This window comes from Microbispora rosea (genome assembly GCF_044460045.1).
Classification (GTDB): domain Bacteria; phylum Actinomycetota; class Actinomycetes; order Streptosporangiales; family Streptosporangiaceae; genus Microbispora; species Microbispora rosea.
Window position 1 is genome coordinate 153,189 of record NZ_JBITJO010000005.1, and the last position, 23,539, is coordinate 176,727.

General features: G+C 70.5%; 22 protein-coding genes, 3 tRNA genes and 1 pseudogene. 17 read left to right on the forward strand and 9 right to left on the reverse strand.

Annotated elements, in window-relative coordinates:
- Positions 1-39 precede the first annotated feature (39 nt).
- From ACIBK1_RS22605 to ACIBK1_RS22615, 3 genes are read left to right on the forward strand one after another with little or no spacing between them, the layout of a single operon-like run.
- A complete protein-coding gene (locus tag ACIBK1_RS22605) occupies positions 40-423 on the forward strand; it encodes a group I truncated hemoglobin (protein ID WP_051761302.1) in 384 nt (127 codons plus the stop codon).
- Positions 424-1,545 carry a globin domain-containing protein gene (locus ACIBK1_RS22610; protein WP_396737465.1) on the forward strand — a complete coding sequence of 374 codons (1,122 nt, stop codon included), beginning with the start codon at positions 424-426 and terminating at the stop codon, positions 1,543-1,545.
- A complete protein-coding gene (locus tag ACIBK1_RS22615; protein ID WP_051761300.1) occupies positions 1,542-2,210 on the forward strand; it encodes a DivIVA domain-containing protein in 669 nt (222 codons plus the stop codon). Before ACIBK1_RS22610 ends, ACIBK1_RS22615 begins: the two co-directional genes overlap by 4 nt.
- Positions 2,211-2,242: 32 nt before the next feature.
- On the opposite strand, the gene ACIBK1_RS22620 is transcribed toward ACIBK1_RS22615, so the two are convergent.
- On the reverse strand, positions 2,243-3,913 hold the full coding sequence (locus ACIBK1_RS22620) for a heparinase II/III family protein (RefSeq protein ID WP_030506083.1): 1,671 nt from the start codon (positions 3,911-3,913) through the stop codon (positions 2,243-2,245).
- 127 nt (positions 3,914-4,040) lie between these two features.
- On the reverse strand, positions 4,041-4,484 hold the full coding sequence (locus ACIBK1_RS22625) for a nuclear transport factor 2 family protein (RefSeq protein WP_030506082.1): 444 nt from the start codon (positions 4,482-4,484) through the stop codon (positions 4,041-4,043).
- Between the two features lie 90 nt (positions 4,485-4,574).
- On the opposite strand from ACIBK1_RS22625, the gene ACIBK1_RS22630 reads away from it, so the two are divergent.
- Both ACIBK1_RS22630 and ACIBK1_RS22635 read left to right on the forward strand, forming a co-directional pair.
- Positions 4,575-5,117, forward strand: coding sequence for a TetR/AcrR family transcriptional regulator (locus ACIBK1_RS22630; protein WP_030506081.1), 543 nt, complete (start codon positions 4,575-4,577; stop codon positions 5,115-5,117).
- Between the two features lie 75 nt (positions 5,118-5,192).
- Positions 5,193-5,792, forward strand: a complete 600-nt coding sequence (locus tag ACIBK1_RS22635) for an HD domain-containing protein (protein WP_030506080.1) — start codon at positions 5,193-5,195, stop codon at positions 5,790-5,792.
- Positions 5,793-5,845: 53 nt separating this feature from the next.
- Here ACIBK1_RS22635 and ACIBK1_RS22640 read toward each other — a convergent pair whose 3' ends face one another.
- Positions 5,846-6,238 (reverse strand): antibiotic biosynthesis monooxygenase family protein, encoded by a 393-nt coding sequence (locus ACIBK1_RS22640; protein ID WP_396737470.1) that lies wholly within the window; start codon positions 6,236-6,238, stop codon positions 5,846-5,848.
- A gap of 84 nt (positions 6,239-6,322) precedes the next feature.
- On the opposite strand from ACIBK1_RS22640, the gene ACIBK1_RS22645 reads away from it, so the two are divergent.
- Together ACIBK1_RS22645 and gltX are read left to right on the forward strand one after the other, a co-directional pair.
- Positions 6,323-7,093 (forward strand): fumarylacetoacetate hydrolase family protein, encoded by a 771-nt coding sequence (locus ACIBK1_RS22645; protein ID WP_030506078.1) that lies wholly within the window; start codon positions 6,323-6,325, stop codon positions 7,091-7,093.
- Positions 7,094-7,121: 28 nt separating this feature from the next.
- Complete coding sequence (gene gltX / locus ACIBK1_RS22650; protein ID WP_396738018.1) at positions 7,122-8,450, forward strand: glutamate--tRNA ligase; 1,329 nt, start codon at positions 7,122-7,124, stop codon at positions 8,448-8,450.
- Here the strand turns inward: gltX and ACIBK1_RS22655 are convergent.
- The gene (locus tag ACIBK1_RS22655) at positions 8,347-9,690 is read right to left on the reverse strand and encodes an MATE family efflux transporter (protein WP_396737473.1); all 1,344 of its coding nucleotides are present in this window, start codon (positions 9,688-9,690) and stop codon (positions 8,347-8,349) included. The two genes, gltX and ACIBK1_RS22655, sit on opposite strands and share 104 nt — an antisense overlap.
- A 55-nt stretch (positions 9,691-9,745) precedes the next feature.
- Between ACIBK1_RS22655 and ACIBK1_RS22660 the strand changes: the two genes are divergently transcribed.
- Positions 9,746-10,285, forward strand: coding sequence for a PadR family transcriptional regulator (locus tag ACIBK1_RS22660; protein ID WP_030506075.1), 540 nt, complete (start codon positions 9,746-9,748; stop codon positions 10,283-10,285).
- A gap of 3 nt (positions 10,286-10,288) precedes the next feature.
- Here ACIBK1_RS22660 and ACIBK1_RS22665 read toward each other — a convergent pair whose 3' ends face one another.
- Positions 10,289-12,271 (reverse strand): M3 family metallopeptidase, encoded by a 1,983-nt coding sequence (locus ACIBK1_RS22665; protein ID WP_396737476.1) that lies wholly within the window; start codon positions 12,269-12,271, stop codon positions 10,289-10,291.
- 226 nt (positions 12,272-12,497) lie between these two features.
- On the opposite strand from ACIBK1_RS22665, the gene ACIBK1_RS22670 reads away from it, so the two are divergent.
- From ACIBK1_RS22670 to ACIBK1_RS22685, 4 genes and pseudogenes are all read left to right on the forward strand, one after another.
- Positions 12,498-12,569: transfer RNA gene (locus ACIBK1_RS22670), tRNA-Gln, on the forward strand.
- A 43-nt stretch (positions 12,570-12,612) separates the two neighbouring features.
- A tRNA-Glu gene (locus tag ACIBK1_RS22675) sits at positions 12,613-12,685 on the forward strand.
- A gap of 13 nt (positions 12,686-12,698) precedes the next feature.
- A tRNA-Glu gene (locus tag ACIBK1_RS22680) sits at positions 12,699-12,771 on the forward strand.
- 334 nt (positions 12,772-13,105) lie between these two features.
- Positions 13,106-13,492: pseudogene (locus ACIBK1_RS22685) on the forward strand (ester cyclase); the annotation flags it as partial.
- Here the strand turns inward: ACIBK1_RS22685 and ACIBK1_RS22690 are convergent.
- From ACIBK1_RS22690 to ACIBK1_RS22700, 3 genes are all read right to left on the reverse strand, one after another.
- Complete coding sequence (locus ACIBK1_RS22690; protein WP_396737479.1) at positions 13,489-14,211, reverse strand: MgtC/SapB family protein; 723 nt, start codon at positions 14,209-14,211, stop codon at positions 13,489-13,491. The pseudogene ACIBK1_RS22685 and the gene ACIBK1_RS22690 sit on opposite strands and share 4 nt — an antisense overlap.
- Positions 14,212-14,318: 107 nt before the next feature.
- On the reverse strand, positions 14,319-16,022 hold the full coding sequence (locus tag ACIBK1_RS22695) for a hypothetical protein (protein ID WP_396737482.1): 1,704 nt from the start codon (positions 16,020-16,022) through the stop codon (positions 14,319-14,321).
- Positions 16,023-16,233: 211 nt separating this feature from the next.
- Positions 16,234-16,950 carry an IclR family transcriptional regulator gene (locus ACIBK1_RS22700; protein ID WP_030506070.1) on the reverse strand — a complete coding sequence of 239 codons (717 nt, stop codon included), beginning with the start codon at positions 16,948-16,950 and terminating at the stop codon, positions 16,234-16,236.
- Positions 16,951-17,090: 140 nt separating this feature from the next.
- Here ACIBK1_RS22700 and leuC point away from each other — a divergent pair, with 140 nt between their 5' ends.
- The 5 genes from leuC (at position 17,091) to ACIBK1_RS22725 (ending at position 21,971) form a co-directional block, all read left to right on the forward strand.
- Positions 17,091-18,476 (forward strand): 3-isopropylmalate dehydratase large subunit, encoded by a 1,386-nt coding sequence (leuC, locus tag ACIBK1_RS22705; protein ID WP_030506069.1) that lies wholly within the window; start codon positions 17,091-17,093, stop codon positions 18,474-18,476.
- Positions 18,477-18,508: 32 nt separating this feature from the next.
- Positions 18,509-19,096, forward strand: coding sequence for a 3-isopropylmalate dehydratase small subunit (gene leuD / locus ACIBK1_RS22710; RefSeq protein ID WP_396737485.1), 588 nt, complete (start codon positions 18,509-18,511; stop codon positions 19,094-19,096).
- Positions 19,075-19,335 carry an SCO5555 family protein gene (locus tag ACIBK1_RS22715; protein WP_081903261.1) on the forward strand — a complete coding sequence of 87 codons (261 nt, stop codon included), beginning with the start codon at positions 19,075-19,077 and terminating at the stop codon, positions 19,333-19,335. Before leuD ends, ACIBK1_RS22715 begins: the two co-directional genes overlap by 22 nt.
- A 53-nt stretch (positions 19,336-19,388) precedes the next feature.
- A complete protein-coding gene (locus tag ACIBK1_RS22720; RefSeq protein WP_030506067.1) occupies positions 19,389-19,685 on the forward strand; it encodes an HU family DNA-binding protein in 297 nt (98 codons plus the stop codon).
- Positions 19,686-19,910: 225 nt separating this feature from the next.
- Positions 19,911-21,971 (forward strand): SpoIIE family protein phosphatase, encoded by a 2,061-nt coding sequence (locus tag ACIBK1_RS22725; RefSeq protein WP_231513744.1) that lies wholly within the window; start codon positions 19,911-19,913, stop codon positions 21,969-21,971.
- Here ACIBK1_RS22725 and ACIBK1_RS22730 read toward each other — a convergent pair.
- Positions 21,950-23,455: an MFS transporter gene (locus ACIBK1_RS22730; RefSeq protein ID WP_396737489.1), complete on the reverse strand. Its 1,506-nt coding sequence runs from the start codon at positions 23,453-23,455 to the stop codon at positions 21,950-21,952. The genes ACIBK1_RS22725 and ACIBK1_RS22730 overlap by 22 nt on opposite strands.
- Positions 23,456-23,539 lie beyond the last annotated feature (84 nt).

A 23,539-nucleotide genomic window follows, 5' to 3' on the forward strand; every position in this document is an offset into this window, starting at 1 on the left:
AGTCATCCCCCCGCTGGTGCACCCGGAATGGGAGGGTCTGTGATCACCTCGCCGTCTTACTATGACCAGATCGGCGGCGCACCTGTGGTGCGCGACGTCGTCGAGCGTTTCTATGAGCGCGTGCTCGGCGACGACGATCTGAAGCCGTACTTCACCGGTATCGACATGCCCAGGCTGAAGCGGCACATGGTCATGCTGCTGTGCTCGGTCCTCGGCGGCCCCGAGCCGTACGAGGGCCGTGACCTGGGCGAGGCCCACACCGGAATGGGCATCACGTCGCAGCACTACGACAAGGTGGGCGAGCACCTGTTCGCGGTCCTGCAGGACAGCGGCGTCGGCGAGGACATCCTGCGCGACGTCGGCCTCGTCCTCGCCAAGGTGAAGTCGTCCATCGTCGCCGAACCCGTAGAAACGGCCGACTGAGTGGATACGCAGGCTCTCAAGGACAGCTGGCACCTTGTCTCCCGATCGGGCGACCAGGTGCCGCTGTACTTCTACTCGGTTCTTTTCCTGATGAACCCGGACGTACGGGACATGTTCCCGGTGTCGATGGCGCGTCAGCGCGACAAGCTCGTGGGCGCACTGGGCAAGGTCATCAGCAACGTCGACAGGATCGAGGAGGTCGTCCCGGTCCTGCAGCAGCTCGGCCGCGACCACCGCAAGTTCGCGGTGACCTCGACGCACTACCCCGCCGTCGGCCAGGCGCTGCTCGCCACGCTCGAGCACTTCCTGGGCGATCGGTGGACCCCTGCGCTCGCGCACGACTGGACGCAGGCCTACAACCTCGTCGCCCAGGTGATGATCGACGCCGCGAACGACTCGTCGAAGGTCTCCCCGCCCTGGTGGGAGGCGGAGATCCTCAGCCACGAGATGCGCACCCTCGGCATCGCCGTCATCCGCGCGCGGCTGAACTACCAGTACCCCTTCCGGCCGGGTCAGTCGGCGTCGATCTCCTACGCCATGCGCCCGCGCGTCTGGCGGTTCTACTCGTTCGCCAACGCGCCGCGTCAGGACAACACGATCGACCTGCACGTACGCATGGTCGACGGCGGCGTGCTCAGCTCCGCGCTGGTCATGGGCGCGCGGCGCGGCGAGATGCTGCGCGTGGGCGCGGCGGTGGGCGAACGGCTCACGCTCACCCCGGACGTCCAGGGCGACCTGCTGATGATCGCGGGCGGCACCGGCCTCGCGCCGCTCAAGGGGCTCGTGGAGCAGATCGCCTACGAGGGCCCGATGCGCAGGGTGGACCTCGTCGTCGGCGCCCGGCACTCCAGGGACCTGTACGACTACGAGGCGCTGGCCAAGATGGCCGCCGAGCACCCCTGGCTCAACGTCGTGCCGGTCGTCTCCCACGACCCCTTCTACCGGGGCACCCGCGGCTACGCCGTGGACGTCGCGCTGCAGGGATGGCGTGGTCAGCACGTCTACGTCTGCGGCTCGGAGGAGATGGCGCAGGCCACCGTCGGACGGCTGCTGGACGCCGGCGTGCCGACCGAGCAGATCCACTTCGACGAGTTCACGAGCGACAAGGGTCGGGAGTCATGACGGCAGAGACGCCTTGGGGAAGCCCGGCGAGCGAGCGCCAGCCCCTCACCCCGGATCGGGTACGCAAGCAGGAGTTCACGCGCACCTCGCTCGGGCGCCGTGGCTTCAGCGAGGACGAGGTGCGCTCGTTCCTCTATCGCGTCGCGGAGGACATGGCGGCCAGCGACAAGGAGAAGGCCGACCTGCGGGCGTACATCGACCGCATGAAGCAGTGGTACAAGGAACACGGCATGAACCCGGAACAGGCCGCCGCGTCCCAGACCCTGAGCGTCGACGCCATCAACATCCTGTCCCGCGCCCAGCAGACCGCCGACGCGCAGATCGCGGAGGCGGAGGACTACGCGCGCCGCATCGTGAGCCAGGCCCGCCGGCAGTACGAGGAACTCCTGATGGAGGCGCAGCGGCAGGCCGAGGAGGCCGCCAACCAGGCGGTCGGCGCCTACCGCGCCTCGGGCAACGGGCTGCAGAGCGCCGAGGCCGAGGAGCTGGAGCGCAGGATCGCCTACCTGCGCACGTTCGCGGACGTCACGCAGGTGCAGTTGCGGGCGGTCCTGGAGGGACTGGCGCACGAGGTCGACAAGCTCGGCCACGTGCCGGACCAGGCCAAGCAACTGGCGGGCGGCCCCCTGGCGGGCGGCTCCCCGTCACCCTCGGTGTACGGATAACCGCCCGCCGCCCTCCTGTCGGGGGAGGAGGTTTACGACAGCGTGCCGGAAGAGCTCGTGTGCAGCGTGACCGAACCGGCCGGGGTGTGAACGATCAGAGTGCGTCCTGAGCAGCTGACCTCCGGCCGGTCGGTGCCGGGCACCACCACGGTCAGCAGCGACTGCGCCACGGGCGAGACGATCACCGGGGCCGGCTCCTTGCGCATGTAGGCCGGCGAGACCCAGCCCTGGTAGGGCGAGGTCTGCCCGCGCACCACCCGCTGGCCGCCGACGGGCTTGCACGACGGCATCGCGAGCTGGACGATCGACGCCCTCCACTCGCCGTCGCCCACCACGACCCGTCCGCCCGAGTCGGACACGACCTTCAGCCTGGGATCGAGGTGCCACAGGTTCTGGAGCTTGCCGCCGCCGCTGTCGAGCACCGCCATCACGTCCTCGCGGTGGTTCACCAGCACCGACCGCTTGCGCGGCACGCCGTACGCCTTATCGGTGAACGTGAACGCCTGCCGGTCCTTGTGCACGGACTTGGACACCAGGGCGGTGGGGGTGTGCCCGCGGAACTTCCTGCCCACGAGGATCGGCACGTTGTGCGCCTCCGGGCTCAGCGTCCACCGCCGGTAGGGCGTGTTCTCGTACGAGACGAAGCCCGCCTCGGTGAGGATCGAGCGGCCCTGGGCGTAGTAGGTCACGCCCATGTGGTCCTCGTGGCCGTGGAACTTCAGCGCCGGTCCGAAGCGGATCGAGTAGTAGGCCGACTTGGGGTCGTTCCAGGCGGTGCGGCCGAAGACGTAACCGGCGTTGAAGACCTGCACGGTCGAGGCGGCGTGGTCGAAGGCGGCCGGCTGGACGTCGGCGGGACCGTCGCCGATCGGCACCATGTAGCCGTTGGGTTGAGTGGCGGCGCTGATGTGCCGCGGCAGGCTCTCCCAGCGGATGGCCAGCGCCGCGGGAACCTTCATCTTGCAGTCCTTGATCGTGTCGACCGCCACCCTGAGCCGGTCGTGCACGTAGATGGCGTAACGCGGCGCCTGCTCGCGCAGCGCGCCCTGCCCGTCGATGTCGAGCTTCATCGACTTGACCATGCGGCTCACGGCGAGGTTCTTCCACGTCGCGTTGCCGTAGCGGCAGCCGATGCGCAGCAGGCCGATGTCCTGGTCGAGCCCGTGGTTGTGGCCGAGCTCGTAGTTCTTGGGGTCCGACAGCAGCTTCGCGTGCAAGGCCAGGCTCTTCTTCAGCCAGTCGGCCTTCACGTACCTGCTCAGGCACACCAGGGCGGGGGCGCGCAGCGCGATCGGATGCTCGGCCCAGGCGTACGGGCTGGTCGTGCGCCCGCCGTACGGGTTGTCCTCCACCCAGTCCTTGGCGATCTCCTCAGCCCTGCTGAGGTAGTCGTCCTCGCCGGTCGCCTCGTAGTCGGCCACGAGCCGGCCCATCCACCGCAGCGACTGGAACACCATCTGCCAGGACCGGTTCTTGTACGGGTCCGTGCGCCAGTCGACGTCCTTGCCCACCGTGACCGCGGGCAGGCCGAGGAAGGACAGCTTGCCGCTCATGACGTCGCCCGAGGTGGGGGTGGCGGGCAGCCAGTCCCCCTGGCATTCCGGGGTGCGGTGCGGCGCCCGTGCCTGGGCGGGGGCGGCGACGGCGAGCGCGGTCAGCGGGAGGACGGCCACCAGAGAGAGGGCTGAGAGGCGGCGGAACACGCCGGATTCCTTCCGAGATCGAATTGGGAGCCGCTCATGCTGTCCGAATTCTGGTTGTCTGGTCAAGTCACTCTGGTTACAAGTGCACAACTGCTCACAAAAGCCACCCTGAGCCGGGCCGGCCGGATCATCCGGTGCCTGCGGTCAACCCGGCGACGAGGTCGTCGACCATGTCCAAGGCGATCACGCTGTCGAGCGGGTTGGAATAGTTGCGCGACCAGGTGATCAGCCCGTCGCGCACTCTGGCGACCATGACGACCTGGGACGTGAACTGCTTGCCCGTGGCGGTGACCCGGCCCCGCAGCCGGTACTCGGCTATCACCGTTTCGGGGTCGGTCGTCCGGTGAATCTCGATGTCGTCCACCGACTCGAACCTCTGGAGCCGGGCACCCGCTCTGAGATGGGCGCGGAAGGTCTCCCGGTCCTGCTCTCCTTGGGACATGCCGGGCAGTTGGAACGGGAACTCGAAGACGGCATCCTCGGCGAACAGATCGGCCATCTCCTCGCAGGGCCCGGAGGCGGTCAGGCGGAGAAGCCGGGCGACGACGTCGTACGGGGTGAGAACAGACATGGCATACTCCTGAAATATCCGGGGCGAGCGCACCGCTTATTTCGAAGATACGGGGCGAGCGCCCCGGTTGTCCACCTGAAAGGAAGAGGCATGCGGGCCGATGCGCGAAGGAACAGAGCGCGGATTCTGGAGGCGGCGGGCCAGGCATTCGCTGCCGAGGGCCTGGGCGTGTCGCTCGATGAGATAGCGCGCCGCGCGGAGGTGGGCCCGGGCACCGTTCACCGGCATTTCCCCACGAAGGAGGCGCTCTACGAGGCCGTCATCGCCAGCCACCTGGAGCAACTGATCGTGCAAGCACGCGAGGCGCTGGCGGTCGACCGAGCCGGGTCGGCGTTCTTTCCCTTCCTCCGCCGGCTTGTCGGCGAGGCCGGTGCCAAGCAGGACCTCACGGACGCGCTCGCCGGGGCGGGTGTGACCCTGACCGACGCCACCCGGCAGACGGCCGTCCGCCTGCAACAGGTCTTCGCCGAGCTTCTGGCCTGTGCCCAGAAGGCGGGTGTGGTGCGCAACGATGTAGACGGCGAAGACGTGCAGGCCATCGTCGTGGCCGCGGTCACCGGCGAACGCCGCCGCGCCGACCGCGCCCGCCCCGGCCGCCTTGCCGACCTCGTACTGGACGGTCTGCGCCCGTAGCGCTGGCCTGAATCGTGCGGGAAGTGGCCGTGCGGCTGCTCGCGCCCGGCCTCCGCGCTCTGCCAACCTGGGGCCATGCCGGCTCCGTTCTCAGAGACGTTCCCCGAGACACCCGCCGCGACGGCCGCGCTCGCCGTCGCCACCCGCTTCTGCCCGCCCGCGCTGCTCAACCACTCGATCAGGGCCTACCTGTGGGGCGCCGGCTACGCCCGGGCGCACGGGATCGGCTTCGACGACGAGCTGTACTACGTGTCCTCGCTGCTCCACGACATCGGGCTGACCGAGACCTTCGACAGCCACACGGTGCCGTTCGAGGAGGCGGGGGGACGTCTCGCCTGGGTCTTCGGCATGGCGGCCGGGTGGTCGCCCGAGAGGTCCGCGCGGGCCGAGGAGATCGTCGTCGTCCACATGCGCGACCCGGTCGCCGCGTCCGAGGACCCGGAGTCGCACCTGCTGCAGGTGGCCACGTCGTGGGACGTGTCGGGACAGCGCCCCGAGGAGTTCCCGGCGGACGCCCGGGCCGCCGTGCTCGCGCGCCATCCCCGGCTCGGGTTCGGCGCGGAGTTCCTCGCCGCCTTCGAGGAGCAGACGCGGCGCAAGCCGGGCTGCGCGGCGGCCTGCTCCGTCACGGAAGGCATCGGCGCCCGGATCGCCGCCAACCCGCTCGACGCCTGAACGCCCTCGCCCGCGCGTGGCCGACGGGGCGTTCGGACGTCAACGGGCCCGGCTCAGCCGTCCTGCTTGGGGCCGGTGCTCTCCACGACCTCGAACGTCCACAGCTCCGAGTCGGTCGCGGCCGGGCCGCCCTGCCCGTGCCCGTGTCCGTGCCCGTGTCCCTGGGTCTGCCCGTGTCCGTGACCCTGCGCGCCGGCCTCGGCGGCGGCCTGCGCGTGTCCCGCCTGGAACGCCCGGCTCTCCTGCCAGCGCCGGAAGTCCTCCTCGCTGCGCCAGCGGGTGTAGACGAGGTAGCGGTCGCTGCCCTCCATCGGCCGCAACAGCTCGAACCACTCGAACCCGTCGGCCGACTCCACCATCCCGGCCCGGCTGGCGAACCGCTTCTCCAGCTCGCGCCGCATCTCCTCGGGCACCGTCAGCACATTGATCTTCACGACCGAAGGCACATGAACTCCCCGTAGCGCTCGACTCCAACTGTCATCAGACCACCTTAAGTACGCCACCGTGGGATACCCCACTAGGCTCGTGACGTGCGTATCGCGAGGTTCTCGATGGGCGACCAGGTCGCCTTCGGCGTGGTGGAAGAAGGCGGGCAGGTCATCGCCCGCATCGGCGGCCATCCCTTCCACGGGGTGGATTTCACCGGCGAGCGGTTCCCGGTCGCCGAGGTCCGCCTGATCGCCCCCATGCTGCCCAGCAAGATCGTCGCTATCGGCAAGAACTACGCCGACCATGCCAGGGAGATGGGTGGCGAGCCCCCGGCGGAGCCGGTCGTGTTCCTCAAGCCCAACACGACCGTGATCGGGCCGTCGGAGGCGATCGCCTACCCGGGGAAGCTGTCGGAACGGGTCGACTACGAGGGCGAGCTGGCCGTGGTGATCGGCCGGCTGTGCCGTGACGTCCCCGCCGAGCGCGCGGGCGAGGTCGTCTTCGGATACACCTGCGCCAACGACGTGACCGCACGCGACCTGCAGGCCAGGGACGGCCAGTGGACCAGGGCCAAGGGCTTCGACACGTTCTGCCCGCTCGGTCCCTGGATCGAGACCGAACTCGACCCGGCCGACCTGGCGATCACCACCACGCTCAACGGCGAGGTCAGGCAGAGCGCCCGCACCTCCCTCCTGCTGCACGACATCCCCGCGCTCATCGCGTACGTGAGCGCGGTCATGACCCTGCTGCCCGGCGACGTCATCCTGACCGGCACGCCCGCCGGGGTGGGCCCGATGTCCGTGGGCGACGAGGTCGGCGTCTCCATCGAAGGAATCGGAACTCTCACTAACCGGGTGATCTCACGTGACTAGGGTGCGCTTCGCCCCTTCGCCCACCGGCATGTTCCACGTCGGCGGCGCCCGCTCGGCGCTGTTCAACTGGGCGATCGCCGAGCAGTCCGGCGGCACGTTCGTGCTGCGCATCGAGGACACGGACGCGGCACGCAACCGGCCCGAGTGGACCGAGGGCATCATCTCGGCCCTCGCCTGGATCGGCATCAACGGCGACTCGCCGCACTTCGAGGGGCCCTACTTCCAGTCCGCCTACGAGCAGCAGCACCGCGACGCCGCGGCCAAGCTGCTCAAGGACGGCAAGGCCTACCACTGCACCTGTACGCGCGACGACGTGAAGGCCAGGACCGGCTCGGAGCACCAGGGCTACGACGGCCACTGCCGCGACCGCGGCCTGACCGAGGGCGCCGTGCGGTTCCGTACGCCCGACGAGGGGGTGACGGTCGTGGACGACGAGGTCCGCGGGCGGGTGGAGTTCCCCAACTCGGCGATGGAGGACTTCGTCATCGTCCGCGGGGACGGCTCGCCGCTGTTCATCCTCGCCAACGTCGTGGACGACATGGAGATGCGCATCAGCCATGTCGTACGGGCCGAGGAGCACCTGTCGAACACGCCCAAGCAGCAGCTCCTGTGGAAGGCGCTGGGCGCGGAGCCGCCGGTCTGGGCGCACGTGCCGGTGATCGTCAACGAGAAGCGGCAGAAGCTGTCCAAGCGCCGCGACAAGGTCGCCCTGGAGTCCTACCGCGACGAGGGCTACCTCGCCGAGGCGATGGTCAACTACCTGATGCTGCTCGGCTGGGGGCCCGGCGACGACCGCGAGATCATGCCGTGGTCGGAGATGATGCCGCTGTTCCGGCTGGAGGACGTGAACCAGGCGCCGGCGTTCTTCGACGAGAAGAAGCTGCGGGCCTTCAACGGCGAGTACATCAGGGCGCTGCCCCGCGAGGTGTTCGCCGCCCGCTGCGAGCCGTGGCTCGACCCGTCGTGGGACCGCTCGGTGTTCGACCGCGTGGCCGACCTGGTGCAGACCCGGGTCGCCGTGCTGTCCGAGGTCACCGCCAACGTCGACTTCCTGTTCCTCGACGAGCCCGTCTTCGACCAGGGGTCCTGGGACAAGGCGATGAAGGCGGGCGCTGCCGAGATCCTGGCCGGGTACGCCGAGCGGCTGGAGACGGTCAGCTGGGACCCCGAGTCGCTCAAGACGGCCCTGGAGGAGGTCGGCCTCGCTCACGGGCTCAAGCTCGGCAAGGCGCAGGCCCCCGTCCGTGTGGCGATCACCGGCCGGACCGTGGGCCTGCCGCTGTTCGAGTCGATCGAGGTGCTCGGTCGCGAGCGGTCGCTCCACCGGGTGCGCGCGGCCCTCGCCAAGCTGGCCTGAGCAGGCCGAGCGACAGCGCGGCGCCGGCGGCCATGGCCAGCCAGACTCCCGTGGTGCCCATCCGGGAGCCGAGCAGGAAGGCCAGAGGCAACTGGACGGCGAAGCCCGCCAGTGTGGCCGCGAGCAGGCCGGCGCCCCGCCCGCCGGCCTGCAGCACGCCGCCGACGGCGATCAGCCCGCCGAAGGGCACGAGATAGAGCGGCATGCAGCGCAGGAACCACACGGCCTCCGCGGCCACCGCGGGATCGGCCGTGAACAGGCCCACGGCCGCCGGGGCGAGCGCGTTCAGCACGAGCGAGGCGGCCAGCCCCGCGGCCAGACCGTACAGCACCACGGGAACGGCCTGCTCACGACGTGACGACGGGCCGTCCGCCTCGCCGGCGCGCGAGGTGCGGATCATCGCCGCCTGGCGGAGGGCGTAGAAGGACATCACCCCGGCCATCATGATCTTAAGGCCGATGCCGTACCCGGCGAGCGCGGCCACACCCTGCCGGCCGACGATGCCGGTCAGCGCCATGCCCACCAGCGCGCGGGCGAGGAAGTCGCCCGACATGGGCAGCCCGGTGCGCAGGATCGCCGCGGCGTCCGCGCGGTTGACCGAGCCCCGCCCCGTCCCTGTCCCCGTCCCCGTCCGCAGCCGCCGGACGAGCAGGAGGGCGGACACGGCCAGCGTGGCCAGGCGGGCCGCCACGGTGGCCAGCGCGGCTCCCCGCACGCCCAGGCCGAGCCCGTAGATCAGCAGCGGGTCCAGGACGATCACCAGCGCGTTGCACAGCAGGGCGGTCCGCATGGGCGTCCTGGTGTCGCCGAGTCCCTTGAAGACGCCGTCCGCGAGGTTCTGCGCGTAGAAGACCGGGATCCCGGCGAACGCCACGACGAAATAGCCCGCGGTCAGTCCCACCGTCACGGGATCGGCGGTGAACAGGCGGGCGATCGGTTCGCGCAGCAGCACGCCGGGCACCGCCACGGCCAGGGCGAAGACGCCCAGCAGCAGCCACGCCGTACGGATGACCGGGGTCAGCGGGGCACGACCGTCGCGCCGTCCGACCAGGACCGTCGTGCCCGTCCCGACGCACAGGATCACGCCGAGGGCCAGGTTCTCGGCCGTGGTGGCGATCGTGACCGCCGCGACGGCCTCGCTGCCGAGTCCGGAGACCCACAGCGTGTCGATCAAACCGACGGCCACCACGGCCGTCAGGAGTTCGACGTAGACGGGCAGGGCGAGCCTGATCAGGCGCATGCGTTAACCTCTAATCGAGATACATCGAATAGAGGTATAACGATACGATGCCTCCGTGGCAAGCGGCGACCTGGCGTTGACGATCCTCGGGTTCCTGGACGAGGAGCCCATGCACGGATATGAGCTCAAGCAGCGGATCGCCGAGCTGAGCGGGCACGTCCGGCCGGTCAGCGACGGCGCGCTCTACCCGGCGATCGCCCGGATGGAGGCCGCCGGCCTCCTTGAGCGGCACGAGGAGGAGGGTTCGGGCGCCGCGCGGCGTCAGGTGCTCTCGATCACCGAGCGAGGCCGGGAGGAGCTGCTCAGGCGGCTGCGTGAGCCGTCCGACGTCGAGATCAGCGACCAGGCGAGGTTCTTCACGGTGCTGGCGTTCCTGTCCCGGCTGCCCGACGCCGAGGACCAGGCGCGGGTGCTGCGCCGGCGCCTGGCCTTCCTGGAGACGCCGGCGAGCTTCTTCTACCGCGGCGGAAGGCCCCTCAGGGCCGAGGAGACGCCCGATCCGTTCCGCCGCGGCATGATGCTCGTCGCCCGGGCCGTGACCGCCGCGGAGAAGGACTGGCTCCGGCAGGCCATCTCCGCGCTCACCCGGTCGTGACCGCTACAGCAGCCCGCGGCGGTCCAGCAGGGGAGTGATCTCCGGGTCGCGGCCCCGGAAGTCGCGGAACGCCGTCATCGAGTCGACGCTGCCGCCCCGGGACAGCAGGGCCCGGCGGAAGGTGTCGCCGTTCTCCCGGCGCAGCCCGCCGTTCTCGTTGAACCATTCGACGGTGTCGGCGTCGAGAACCTCGCTCCAGATGTAGGAGTAGTAGCCGGCGCTGTAGCCGCTCGCCCAGATGTGGGCGAAGTACATGCTGCGGTATCGCGGCGGGACGGCCGGCAGGTCCACCCCGGCCTCCCGCAGCGCCCACCTCTCGAACTCCTCCACGTCCTGCTCGCCGTCGTACGCCGTGTGCCAGGCCCAGTCGAGCAGGGTGGCGGCCAGGTATTCCAGCGTGGCGAAGCCCTGGTTGAACTTCTGCGTCTCCAGCATCCGGTCGACGAGGTCCTGCGGCATCGGCTCACCCGTCTCGTGGTGCCGGGCGTACTCGGCCAGGATCTCCGGATGGGTCGCCCACATCTCGTTCACCTGGGAGGGGTACTCGACGAAGTCGCGCGGCACCGCCGTGCCGGAGAACCGGGGGTGGCGCACGTCGGAGAACAACCCGTGGAGCGCGTGGCCGAACTCGTGGAACATGGTGTTGACCTCGTCGAACGTCATCAGGGCCGGCTCACCCTTGACGATGTTGAGGTTGTTGACCACGACCGGCCTGGTGCCCTCCAGGCCCGACTGCTTCACCAGGCTGTTCATCCACGCCCCGCCCCGCTTGGAGGCCCTGGCGTGGAAGTCGCCGAGGAACAGGCCCAGCGGGGAGCCGTCCTCGTCGCGCACCTCGAAGACCCGCACCTCGGGGTGGTAGCCGTACAGGTCGGAGCGCTCGTGGAAGGTGACGCCGTACAGGCGCGAGGCCGCGTTGAAGACGCCCTTCTCCAGCACGGTGTTCAGCTCGAAGTACGGCCGCATGCGCCTGCTGTCGATGTCGTAGCGGGCCTTGCGTACCTTCTCGGAGTAGAACGCCCAGTCCCACGGCTGGATCGGGTGGCCGGCGAGCTCCTCCAGGTCCGCCTGCTCCTTGCGCGCGTTGGCCACGGCGGGCGGCACGAGCCGGTCGAGCATCTCGGTGACCGCCTGGGTCGTGCCCGCCGTCTGGTCGGCCAGGACGTACTCCGCGTGGTTCTCGTAGCCCAGCAGCCGTGCGCGCTCCCGGCGCAGGACCGCGATCTCCTTGATCAGTTCGGCGTTCGCCGCGCCGCGCCCGACCGAGGCCCGGTGGATCCGCTCACGCAGGGACCGGTTGGTCAGCTCGGCCAGGGTGGGCTGCCCGGTGGGCAGGACCAGCGTGATCAGATACTTGCCGTCCAGCCCGCGCTCCCTGGCCTGGTCGGCGAGCCCCTGGATCGCGTCCTGCGACAGCCCGTCGAGTTCGGCGACGTCCTCGACCACCACCGCCCGCTCGTTGGTGTCGGCGAGCAGGTTCTGCTGGAACGCCGTCCCCAGGGCCGACAACCGCTCGTTGATCTCCCTGAGCCTGGCCTGGTCCTGCGGGCCCAGCGTGGCGCCCGCACGGGTGAAGTCGGTGAGGTAGCGCTTCAGCAGCCACGCCTGCTCCTCGTCGGCCGTCTCGACCGCTTGGATGCGCGCGAAGAGCTTGGCGTTGAGGTGGATCGCGTCGGCGTGCTTGGCGAGCTTCGGCGTGACGTCCTTCTGGATCTCCTGGACGCCCGGCGTCGTGTCGGAGGACGCCTGGTTGAAGAACGCCGCGGAGACCCGTTCGAGCAGGGCGCCGGACCTCTCCAGCGCCTCGATGGTGTTCTCGAAGGTCGGGGGCTCCGGGTTCTCGGCGATCGCCTCGACCTCCGCGAGCTGTTCGGCCATGCCCTGCTCGAACGCCGGCGCGTAGTGCTCCTCCCTGATCTCCTCGAAGGGGGGCAGCCCGTACGGCAGGGTGCTCGGGCTGAGGAAGGGGTTCGCGGCCGTGGTCATGGCTGGCGGCTCCTCACGTGGTGCTGACGTTTCCCCCAGCCTCGCACAGGAGGATCCGGCCCTGCGCGCAGGAGGACCGGCCTCCTCCACCAGGGGGATCGGCCCTGCGTACGGGCGATCGGATCACGAGATCGCGAGGCGCGCCGCAATCGTTTTGGTAGTGGGTCGCAAGCTGGGCTATTCTTTCGGAGTCGCAAGCGAGAGCCGCGAGGCCCCCGCAAGCAGATGGGGTATGGGGTAATTGGCAGCCCGACGGATTCTGGCTCCGTTAGTCTAGGTTCGAGTCCTGGTACCCCAGCTGGATCCCCCCAAGGGATTCTGCTGGAAACAGCGCAGTGCAAGGTCCCGTCGTCTAGTGGCCTAGGACGCCGCCCTCTCAAGGCGGTAACGGCGGTTCGAATCCGCTCGGGACTACTTCACTGCACTCGGCTCCGTCGTCTAGTGGCCTAGGACGCCGCCCTCTCAAGGCGGTAGCGCCGGTTCGAATCCGGTCGGGGCTACATCATCGGAAACCCTCGGTACTTCCCCGTGCCGGGGGTTTTTGCCGTTCAGGACGCCGCCGGGGACGCCGCGCCCTGCTCATGGCCCGCTGCGCGGGCGCGAATCCGGTCGGGGGCTGTTACATCATCGAAGACCCTCGGCACTTCCCCGTGCCGGGGGTTTTTGCCGTTCAGGACGCCGCCGGGGACGCCGCGCCCTGCTCATGGCCCGCTGCGCGGGCGGAGGCATGACGGTGTGAGGAGCCCCGAGCCCCGCGGCCTACGCTGGGAAGTGACCGGGCGGGGGTGATGGACGCGGTGACACCGGCACGGGAGGTCATGGACCAGATGGGCCGCCTCTTTTGACGCCCACGAGGTGGACGGGGCGAAGCGGCTGTTCGATCCGGGGTGCGCGCTCGTCGGCCCCGAGGGCACGGCGGACGGGCCTGAGGAGATCGGGTCCTATCTGACGCGGTTCTTCGGCGCTTTCCCCGACTACCGCCGGTCTACGTGGCGCACGATCGACGTCGGCGACTGCGCGGTGGACGAGGTCACGCTCACCGGCACGCACAAGGGCCTGCTGCTGCTGCCGGACGGAGAGGAGGCCCAGGCGACGGGCCGGCGCATGGTCCTGCGCTCCTGCGAGATCGTCACGGTCCAGATGGGGCTCGTGGTCAGCTACCAGGTCTACTTCGACCAGCTGGAGCTGCTCGCGCAGCTCGGGCTCTATCCGGCTGTCTAGAAATGCTGGGAGTCGGCGTCGGCGCAGGCGACGGTGAGCACGCCCTCTGTCTCGGCCAGCCTGCTCGTGAGGTCCGCGATCGAGCCCGGGCCGTGGATCAGCAGGGTGACCGTGACCGTGCCGGCTTCCTGGCTCGTGCCGCGCTGTTCAAGCGACAGTTCGTCGACCACGAAACGCAGGCCCGTGCACTCGGCCAGGGCCCGGCGCAGCACGCCCCGGCCGTCCGCGTACGACAGGCGCAGTCGCGACTGGGCGTGCTTGGAGCGGGGGAGGCGGGCGGCCAGCGGGGTGAGCCCCAGCATCACGACGAAGTTCCCCGCCGTGGCCAGGACGGCGAGCAGCCAGAGGCCGGCTCCCGCGGCCATGCCGACTCCGGCGGTGAGCCACACGGCTGCGGCGGTGGTCAGCCCCTTGACCGCGTCGCGGCGTACGAAGATCAGCCCGCCGCCGATGAAGCCGATGCCGGAGACGATCTGGGCCGCCACCCGCGACGGGTCGAGCACCACGGAGTCGCCGAGGATGTCGGAGAAGCCGTGCTTGGACACGAGCATGAACAACGCGGCGCCGAACCCGACCAGCGTGTGGGTGCGCAGCCCGGCGCTCTTCTGCCGGATCTCCCGCTCCAGCCCGATGGCCGCCGACAGCACGAGCGCGATGGCGAGATCGACGGCCGGCTGCCACCACGCCACAGCGCTCACCATGGGTGAGATCGGGGTCACGCGACCAGACTAAGTCCGCGCGCCCGGGTCGGTCATCCTGACGTGACGGCAGCGGCGGGCGAGGCTGGGGCGGCGGTGTCCGCCGCCACCCCGGCCTCGACGAGCCGCTAGTGTCCCGACCGCGCCTTGAACAGCGCCCGCTTGGCGGCCTTGACCACCTGCTTGTCCGGGTGGGTCTCGCCGATGAGGTCCAGCAGCTCCTCGATGTGGGGGTGGTGGACCTTCCAGATCACGTCGAGCAGCCCGATGAGGGTCTGCGCCGGGCCGATGTCGTGCAGGCTGGACACGAACTCCGGCCGGCCGAGCCCGGCGGAGATCGTCCACATGTCGAGGATCAGCCAGTGGGTGTCGGCCTGGGTCGGCTCCGGGGCGTCCTCGACGTCCATCTGGGTCAGGTGCGTCGCGGCGTACGGCCGCAGCGACGGCTCCTTCAGCGCCTCCTGCCAGGCGGGGATGGCGGCCTCGCCCAGGGAGCCCACCAGGCTGGCGGCCTGGACCCGCACGAGGGCGTCCGCCTCCTCCTCGGCGGCGGCTTCGAGCAGCTCGGCGGCGGCCCGCGCCGGGTCGCGCATGGCGAGCCATGCGGCGAACTCCTCGTCGGCCTCCTCCTCGGACATGTCGGCGCTGAACGACAGCAGGTCGAGCGCGGTCATCGCGTCGATAGCGGGCCGGGCGTCGATCTCGATGTCCTCGTCGTCCAGCAGGTGGACGAGGCCCTCCGTGCCGAGCGGCGTCAGGGTCACCGCCTCGCCCTCGACCGTGACCATGCCGTAGCCGGTCAGCCAGGCGAGCACGGAGGCGAGCGGGTCGCCGGCCGCGGCCCAGGCGTCGGCGCCCAGGTCGTCGTACTCCGCCGCGGCCTCGGCCAGCTCCTCGCGCAGCGAGGGCACCGGCCGCGTGCCGCCGGCCAGCAGCACGCGGATCAGCAGCGCGCGGGTCAGTCCGGACAGGGCCAGCGTGAGGTCGTCGTCGTCCAGCTCAGGGTCGCCGTAGTCGAGCGAGTGGAGGCCGAGCATCCAGGCGTCCAGGACGTCGTCGTCGTCCTCGAAGGGCCAGGCGGCGGTGTCGGAGTCCACGCTGACCGTGTCGTCGCCGTCGGGGGCGAGGAACTCCAGGTCGATCGCGAGGTTCCACAGGTTCCAGATGTTGCGCGCGTCGGGCAGGCCGAGCGTGCGCACCGCCTCGTCCACCTCGGATTCGGTGAGCAGCGTCTCCTCGCCCACCTTGCGCCCGGTGCCGACCCACAGCGCCAGGTCGCGGGCCTGCGCGATGAGCGTCACCCCGCGGGCCGCCTCGGCCAGCTCGTTGTCAGGACGCAGCCTGATCGTGGGCAGGGCGCCGATCTCGTCGGCGAACGGCTCGAAGTCGCCGAGGCCCTCGTCGGCCTCGTCCTCGTCGAGCTCGTCCTCCTCCTCGTCCCAGTCGCGCTCGGCGATGGCGTCCTCCATCGCGTCCACGAAGTCGTCCTCGACCTCGTCGAGCTCCGCGAGCAGGGTCTCCAGGGACGCCGAGCCCGGCGAGAGCCGCCCGGTGGACGACAGGAAGGTCAGATAGGCCCGGACGGCGGGGACCATGCCGTCCGCGGCGGCGTCGGGGTCCTCGACCACCTGGGGCATGCGCTCCAGCAGGACCGTGCGCAGGTCGCCGCGCTTCCACAGCCCGACGTCGTTGCGGGCGATCAGCCGATGCCACAGGGCGACGGGGCCCACGAGGTCGGGGTCGCTGCCGGGTGCGTTGTCCGGCGCCCAGAGGATGAATTCTTGGAGCAGGGGACGCAGTTCAGCGGCGGCTGCCTCGATGCGGTCTGTCACCCCGCCAGCCTAGTGCCGCGACCGCCAGGATTTGCCCGGAAGAAGCGGTGTTCGAAGTGGTGCATCGCGAGGCGGAGGAGGAGCTCGCGGCGGAGCCTACGAGTGATCTTCGTGGGTGGGCGGCGGCGCGGCGAGGCGCCGCTCCGGGTGACGCCACGGGGGCGAACACCGGCGGGAGGGGCGCCAGGGCTGCCGGGACGCCGCTCTCCGATCAGTTCGCGCGGCGCATGGCTTCGGTTATCCGCTCGGCGGCCGCGACGACGGGGGCGGCGTGCATCCGGCCGGGCGTACGGGTCAGCCGCTCTATGGGACCGGACACGGAGACCGCGGCGATCACCTTGCCGCCCGCGCCGCGGATGGGCGCGGAGACGCTCGCCACGCCCTGCTCGCGCTCGCCGACGCTGTGCGCCCAGCCCCTCCTGCGTACGCTCGCGAGCGTGGCGGCGGTGAACTTCGCCCCCCGCAGGCCGCGGTGGAGGCGGTCGGGCTCCTCCCAGGCGAGCAGGATCTGCGCGGCGGAGCCCGCGGTCATGGGCAGCGCGGAGCCGACCGGCACCGTGTCGCGCAGTCCGCTGGCGCGCTCCGCGGCGGCCACGCAGACCCGCTCGTCGCCCTGGCGCCGGTAAAGTTGAGCGCTCTCTCCGGTGAGGTCGCGAAGATGAGTGAGCACCGGGCCGGCGACGGCCAGCAACCGGTCCTCGCCCGCCGCCGTGGACAGTTCCGACAGGCGGGGCCCGAGGATGAACCGGCCCTGCGTGTCGCGGGAGACGATGCGGTGGTGCTCCAGCGCGACGGCCAGCCGGTGGGCCGTCGGCCTGGCCAGGCCGGTCGCCTGGACGAGCTGTGCCAGGGAAGCGGGGCCCGCCTCCAGGGCGTTGAGTACGAGAACCGCCTTGTCGAGTACTCCGACCCCGCTAGAGTTGTCCATACCCCGATACTGCCGTCTCGCCATACGAGATGCAAACGCAATGTTGGGCAACAGCAGATACAGTGTCCATATCCCGATATTTCCGTCTCATCATGAGAGACACGACCGCGGGGGTCTGAACGCGAGGAGGCGTCACAACCATGGGTCGCACACTGGCTGAGAAAGTCTGGGAGCAGCACGTCGTACGCCGTGCCGAAGGCGAACCCGACCTGCTCTACATCGACCTGCACCTCATCCACGAGGTGACCAGCCCGCAGGCGTTCGACGGCCTGCGCATGGCCGCCCGCACCGTGCGTCGCCCCGAGCTCACGATCGCCACCGAGGACCACAACGTCCCGACCGTGCTCGGACCGATCTCCGACCCGGTGTCGCGCACGCAGGTCGAGACGCTGCGCAAGAACGCCGCGGAGTTCGGCATCCGCCTGCACCCGATGGGCGACGCCGGTCAGGGCGTGGTGCACATCATCGGCCCGCAGTTCGGGCTGACCCAGCCCGGCATGACGATCGTCTGCGGCGACTCGCACACCTCGACCCACGGGGCGTTCGGCGCCATCGCGTTCGGCATCGGGACCTCCGAGGTCGAGCACGTGCTGGCCACCCAGACGCTGCCCGCCTACCGGCCCAAGACGATGGCCATCGAGGTCAAGGGCGAGCTGCCGGTCGGCGTGACCGCCAAGGACCTGATCCTCGCGATCATCGCGAAGATCGGCACCGGCGGCGGCCAGGGCTACATCGTCGAGTACCGCGGCGAGGCCGTGCGCAAGCTCTCCATGGAGGGCCGCATGACCGTCTGCAACATGTCGATCGAGGCCGGCGCGCGGGCGGGCATGATCGCCCCCGACGAGACCACGTTCGAGTACCTGCGCGGCCGTCCCCACGCACCCGAGGGCGAGGCCTGGGACCGGGCCGTCGAGTACTGGAAGACGCTACGCACCGACGACGACGCCGAGTTCGACAAGGTCGTGGAGATCGACGCCTCGACCCTCACGCCGTTCGTCACGTGGGGCACCAACCCGGGCCAGGGCGCGCCGCTCGGCTCCGCCGTGCCGGCGCCCGAGCAGTTCGGCGACCCGGTCGAGCGGTCCGCCGCCGAGCGGGCGCTGGAGTACATGGGCCTGACCGCGGGCACGCCGCTGCGCGAGATCCAGGTGGACACCGTCTTCGTCGGCTCCTGCACCAACGGCCGGATCGAGGACCTGCGCGCCGCCGCCGAGATCCTGCGGGGCCGCAAGGTCGTCACCCGTACGCTGATCGTCCCGGGCTCCATGGGGGTCAAGAAGGCGGCCGAGGAGGAGGGCCTCCACGAGGTCTTCAAGGCGGCGGGGGCCGAGTGGCGCGAGGCCGGCTGCTCGATGTGCCTGGGCATGAACCCCGACACCCTGAAGCCGGGCGAGCGCAGCGCCTCGACCTCCAACCGCAACTTCGAGGGCCGCCAGGGCAAGGGCGGGCGCACCCACCTGGTCTCGCCGCAGGTGGCGGCCGCGACCGCGGTGACCGGCCGGCTGACCGCCCCCGCCGACCTCTAGTCCGCCCGCCCCAGTCCCAGGAAGAGATCATCATGGATGCCTTCACCACTCACACCGGCCGGGCCGTGCCGCTGCGCCGCAGCAACGTGGACACCGACCAGATCATCCCGGCGGTCTGGCTGAAGCAGGTCAGCCGTACGGGCTTCGAGAAGGGCCTGTTCGCCGCCTGGCGCGAGGACCCGTCCTTCGTGCTGAACGACCCGGTGTACGAGGGCGCGTCGATCCTGGTGTCCGGGCCCGACTTCGGCACCGGCTCCTCGCGTGAGCACGCCGTCTGGGCCCTCCAGCAGTACGGCTTCCGCGTCGTGATCGCCTCGCGGTTCGGCGACATCTTCCGCAACAACTCCACGAAGATGGGCCTGCTGCCGGTCATCCTGCCCGAGGACGTGGTCGAGCGCCTGCAGGACGCGGCCGAGGCCGACCCGAAGACGGAGATCACCGTCGACCTGGTGGAGCGCCAGGTGCGGTCGGGCGATCTGGTGGCCTCGTTCGAGATCGACGACTACACCCGCTGGCGGCTGATGGAGGGCCTCGACGACATCGGGCTGACCCTGCGTCACGCGGACGCCATCGAGGAGTACGAGAATGGACGGCAGCCATGGCTGCCGACGACCGTCTGAACGATCCTCAGACTCGAGATGAGCTGCTGGCGCGGCGACTGCGTGATGCGCATCGCCGCGTCAGAGCGTTAGCCTTACCACAGGAGGAGCAGGCCCGCCTGGCGCGACGGCTGCTTGCTATCTGTGACGTGGCAAAGCGGGACATAGCCCATGCGGCCGCCCGGCTGGACGCCTTCATCGCCTATCTGGACGGCACATTCGACACGCCGAGCAGGCGAAACATGCCCCCCGGTGATTGAAGTCCCGCGACCTCGTCCCCTAATTTCAAGCGCGTAAGGGGGAGGAAACCGAAATGAACAAGAAAGAACTCGTCGACGCGATCACGGATCGTGTCGGCGACAAGAAGACGGCGACCGAAGCCGTCAACGCCGTCCTCGACGCCATCCAGAGCGCTGTCGCGGGCGGGGACAAGGTCTCGATCACCGGATTCGGGGCCTTCGAGATGGTGCACAAGCCGGCCCGCACGGCCCGCAACCCTTCCACCGGGGATCCGATCAAGGTGGAGGAGAGCTGGGCGCCCAGGTTCCGGCCTGGTGCGGACTTCAAGGAGCAGGTCAACGCGGGTGGGAAGGCTGCCAAGAAGAAGTAGCCGGCCTCATCCCGCACCAGTGGACGGCGCTCGGAGCCCCCGGGCGCCGTTCGTCGTTTCCCGGCCGGTGCCGCAGCCGCACGGGGCCGCGGCTCCCCTGTCTGACCTGGGTAAACGCGTGTAATCTCAGGTAAGCGAGTCGTAGGGCGCGTATGCGGGGGACCCCTCGATCACGTGCACACGGTCAGTCCGGGGGAACAAGTAGTGCAAGTCGGTCAAGGTCCTGTGACACAAGCAGGGCGAAAACGCGCGTCCGGCCGGGTGCCGCTGGACGTGTTCGACCAGGCGCCGGTCGCGGTCCTGATGACCGGCGGGAAAGAGCATCGGCTGCTCTACGCGAACGACGCCTTGCGGTGGATGTTCGGGGATCGGCCGGTCGGAGCGCCGGTGCGGGAGGTCCTCGGCGACCTCGTGGGGCAGGACACCTTTGCCGTGTTCGACAAAGTGCTGGCGACGGGGGAGACGGCGCGTCTCGACGACGTCCGCGTGACCGTGGAGAGGGGCGACGGATCACAGGAGCGTCTCTTCCGGATGAGCCTTTCCCGCGTGCCCCTGCAGCGTGGTGAGTGGAGACTGCTGGCGGTGGTCCACGAGGTCACGGCGCAGATGGCCGCCACGCGGCGGATGCGCGCCATGGAGAAGGAGCTGCGCCGCCTCCGGCGCCGCTACCAGAGCATCGTGTGGGCGGGCGCGCACGGGGTGTGGGTGACCGGCCCGCACGGCGAGTCGAGAGAGAGCCATGGCTGGCAGCGGCTGACGGGACAGACGCCGGAGGAGAGTCTCGGCCACGGCTGGATGCGGGCCCTGCATCCCGAGGACCGCGCGCACGCCGAGGAGTGGTGGGACAAGGCCGCCGAACAGCCGGTCTCGCTCAACGAGGTGACCTACCGCGTCCGCACCCGCGAGGGCGCATACCGGCACATCCGGTTCCGGTGCGTGCCGGTGCGCGAGAACGGCGCGGTGGTGGAGTGGGTGGGCACCTCCACCGACGTCGAGCAGGAGTGGCAGGAGGAGCGCCGCCGCCGGCTGCTGGACCGCGCCGCGGCCGCGGCGAGCGACATCACCAACCTGGAGGAGATGTGCCATGCGCTCGCCGACGTGGTCGTGCCCGAGCTCGCCGACACCTGCGACGTCCACCTGCTTCCCGAGCCGAACGGCGGCCTTCCGCACGCGCGCACCATCGTCGCCGAGCGCCTCTGCTGCGCCGTACGTGAGGGATTGCCGAGGCTGCCGATGCTGCAGGAGCACTACTCCGCCGAGGTGCTGCGGCAAGCGGTAGGGCAGCGCCGCCCCGCCCACATATCCTTTCCCCGCGGACGTCCTCCGTTCCGCTACCCGGAGGCGGTCAGGACCTGGATCGCCGAGGTCGGGGCGCACAACGCGGTCGTCCTCCCGATCGTCGTCGAAGGCGAGGTCGCGGCCGTGGTCACGGCCTGCGTCTGCGGGGACCGGCCGCCGATCAGCCCGGCCGACATCGATCTGATCGGGCAGATCCTCGATCACACGCACGACGCCATCGGCAACGCCCTGCGCTTCCGGCGCACCCAGCGGGTGGCGCTGGCCCTGCAGCACAGCCTGCTGGCCGAGCCGCCCCACGTCCCCGGCCTGGAGCTCGCCGCGCGCTACCAGGCGAGCCCTACCGCCGCCGAGATCGGCGGCGACTGGTACGACGCGTTCCTGTCGTCCCGCGGCGCCGTCAAGCTGGTGATCGGCGACGTGGCCGGGCACGACCTGGCCGCCGCCGTAAGCATGAGCCAGGTGCGCAACATGCTGCGGGCGCTCGCCGTCGACCGCGACGAGTTCCCCGGCGACGTGCTGCGGCGGCTGAACACCGCCCTGGAGGTCCTGAACGGCGAGAGCACCGCCACCTGCGTCCTGACCCGTCTGGAACGGGACGACGAGGGCCTGTGGCGGCTGGTGTACTCGGTGGCCGGGCACCCGCCGCCGTTGCTGGTGACCGGCGAGGGGGAGACCCGATTCCTCCAGGACGCGGGCAACCCCCTTCTCGGTGTCTCCCACGAGCAGCCGTGGATCAGCGCCGTCGAACCGTTGCCGCCGGACAGCACGCTGCTGCTCTACACCGACGGCCTCGTCGAGCGGCGGGGAGAGGACCTCGGCGACGGGCTCGAACGGCTGCGGCGGCGGGCGGAGCCGCTCGCCCGCGAACCCCTGCACCGGTTCTGCGACGAACTGCTCACCCGGATGCCGGTGACGGGCGAGGACGACATCGCCATGATCGCGCTGCGGGTGCCGCCGGAAGGGCGCTATGAGGGAGTCGCCTCGTAGCCGGCCTCGTAGCCGGGGACCGCGGACGCGGTGGCCCGGGTCGCGGGGCGCATCGCCAGGACCAGCACGGCCAGCCCGGCGAAGACGACAGCGGCGACCACGCCGGTGACATGCAGGCCGGCCGTGAACGCCTCACGCGCGGCATGCAGCAGGTGCGCGCCCTGGACGGCGGGAAGGTGCCGGCTGGCGGCGACCGCGCCGGTCAGCGAGTCGGACGTGCCGTCCATCCGGCCGCGGTAGACCACCGCGGCCACCACGCCGAGCAGCGCGAGGCCGAGCGAACCGCCGAAGTAGTTGCCGGTCTCCGACATCGACGCCGCCGAGCCGGCGCGCTCCGGCGGCACGGACCCGACGACCAGCCCGGTGCCCAGCGCGAACAGCGGGCCCGTGCCCAGCGCCAGCACGGTGATGCCGAGCACCACCGGCGGCAGGGCGCCCGCGCCGCCGGCGCCGATCAGCAGCAGGCTGCCGATCGCCGACACCGCCAGCCCGCCGGCGATGGCGGTCGTCCGCTTCACCCGGCGGGCCAGCGCCGGTGCGGCCATGGTGCCGACCGCCGTGCCCAGGCCCATCGGTGCGAACAGCAACGCCGACGTGACCGGCGAGAAGCCCAGCACACCCTGCAGATACTGGGTCACCATCAGGCCGGTGCCGGCCATGGCGACACCGGCGAAGACCAGCGCGACGAGAACGGCGGTGAAGGGGCGGTTGCGGAGCAGCCGCAGGTCCAGCAGCGGCGCCTCCAGCCGCAGTTGCCGTCGTACGAACAGGAAGCCGGCGGCCGCGCCGGCGACGAGGGCCGCCGCCGGGACGGCCGGCACGCTCTCGACGGTCAGTTGCTTGATCCCGTAGACCATCAGGAGCACCGCCACGAGCGACAGCACGACGCCGGGCGGGTCGAGCCGGCCGGCCTGGTCACTGCGGAACTCCGGCAGCAGGACCGGCCCGGCGAGCAGCAGCAACGCCATCGCCGGCACGGCGACCAGGAACACCGAACCCCACCAGAAGTGCTGGAGCAGGAATCCCGCGAGCACGGGCCCGAGCGCCCCGCCGGTGAACTGGCAGGTCGCCCAGATCGCGATGGCTCTGCCCCGCTGCCGTTCGTCCCGGAACATGTTGGTGATCAGGGCGAGTGTCGACGGCGCCAGGGTCGCCCCGGCGACGCCCAGCAGGGCGCGCGTGATGATCAGCATCAGTGGATTGACCGCGAAGGCGGCCACGACCGACAGCGCCAGGAACGCCGCTCCGCCGATCAGCAGCAGCCGCCGGCGTCCGATCCGATCGCCGAGCGTGCCCATCGTGATGACCAGGCCGGCCACCATGAACCCGTAGCTGTCGCTGATCCACAGCTGCTCGACGTTGGTGGCCCCCAGTCCGGCGCTCAGCTGTGGCAGCGCGAGGAGCAATGCCGTCGCGTCGATCGCGACGAGCAACGCCGGCAGCGCCAGGACGACCAGTCCCAGCCAGGCCCGGTTGACTCGCATGTCGAAACTCCCTGTTCTCTCGATGTCTCGCCGGTTGGTCGGAGCGGCCGGGAGTTTTTTGACGCGGGTACGTGTCAAGACGGC

Bases quoted from the DNA above. Each gene is read 5' to 3' on its own strand.
- ACIBK1_RS22720 (WP_030506067.1), top strand. From the start codon at position 19,389: ATGAACAAGAAAGAACTCGTCGACGCGATCACGGATCGTGTCGGCGAC.
- leuC (WP_030506069.1), top strand. From the start codon at position 17,091: ATGGGTCGCACACTGGCTGAGAAAGTCTGGGAGCAGCACGTCGTACGC.
- ACIBK1_RS22630 (WP_030506081.1), top strand. From the start codon at position 4,575: ATGCGGGCCGATGCGCGAAGGAACAGAGCGCGGATTCTGGAGGCGGCG.
- ACIBK1_RS22715 (WP_081903261.1), top strand. From the start codon at position 19,075: ATGGCTGCCGACGACCGTCTGAACGATCCTCAGACTCGAGATGAGCTG.
- ACIBK1_RS22700 (WP_030506070.1), bottom strand. From the start codon at position 16,950: ATGGACAACTCTAGCGGGGTCGGAGTACTCGACAAGGCGGTTCTCGTA.
- ACIBK1_RS22635 (WP_030506080.1), top strand. From the start codon at position 5,193: ATGCCGGCTCCGTTCTCAGAGACGTTCCCCGAGACACCCGCCGCGACG.
- gltX (WP_396738018.1), top strand. From the start codon at position 7,122: ATGTTCCACGTCGGCGGCGCCCGCTCGGCGCTGTTCAACTGGGCGATC.
- ACIBK1_RS22625 (WP_030506082.1), bottom strand. From the start codon at position 4,484: ATGTCTGTTCTCACCCCGTACGACGTCGTCGCCCGGCTTCTCCGCCTG.
- ACIBK1_RS22615 (WP_051761300.1), top strand. From the start codon at position 1,542: ATGACGGCAGAGACGCCTTGGGGAAGCCCGGCGAGCGAGCGCCAGCCC.
- ACIBK1_RS22655 (WP_396737473.1), bottom strand. From the start codon at position 9,690: ATGCGCCTGATCAGGCTCGCCCTGCCCGTCTACGTCGAACTCCTGACG.
- ACIBK1_RS22730 (WP_396737489.1), bottom strand. From the start codon at position 23,455: ATGCGAGTCAACCGGGCCTGGCTGGGACTGGTCGTCCTGGCGCTGCCG.
- leuD (WP_396737485.1), top strand. From the start codon at position 18,509: ATGGATGCCTTCACCACTCACACCGGCCGGGCCGTGCCGCTGCGCCGC.
- ACIBK1_RS22665 (WP_396737476.1), bottom strand. From the start codon at position 12,271: ATGACCACGGCCGCGAACCCCTTCCTCAGCCCGAGCACCCTGCCGTAC.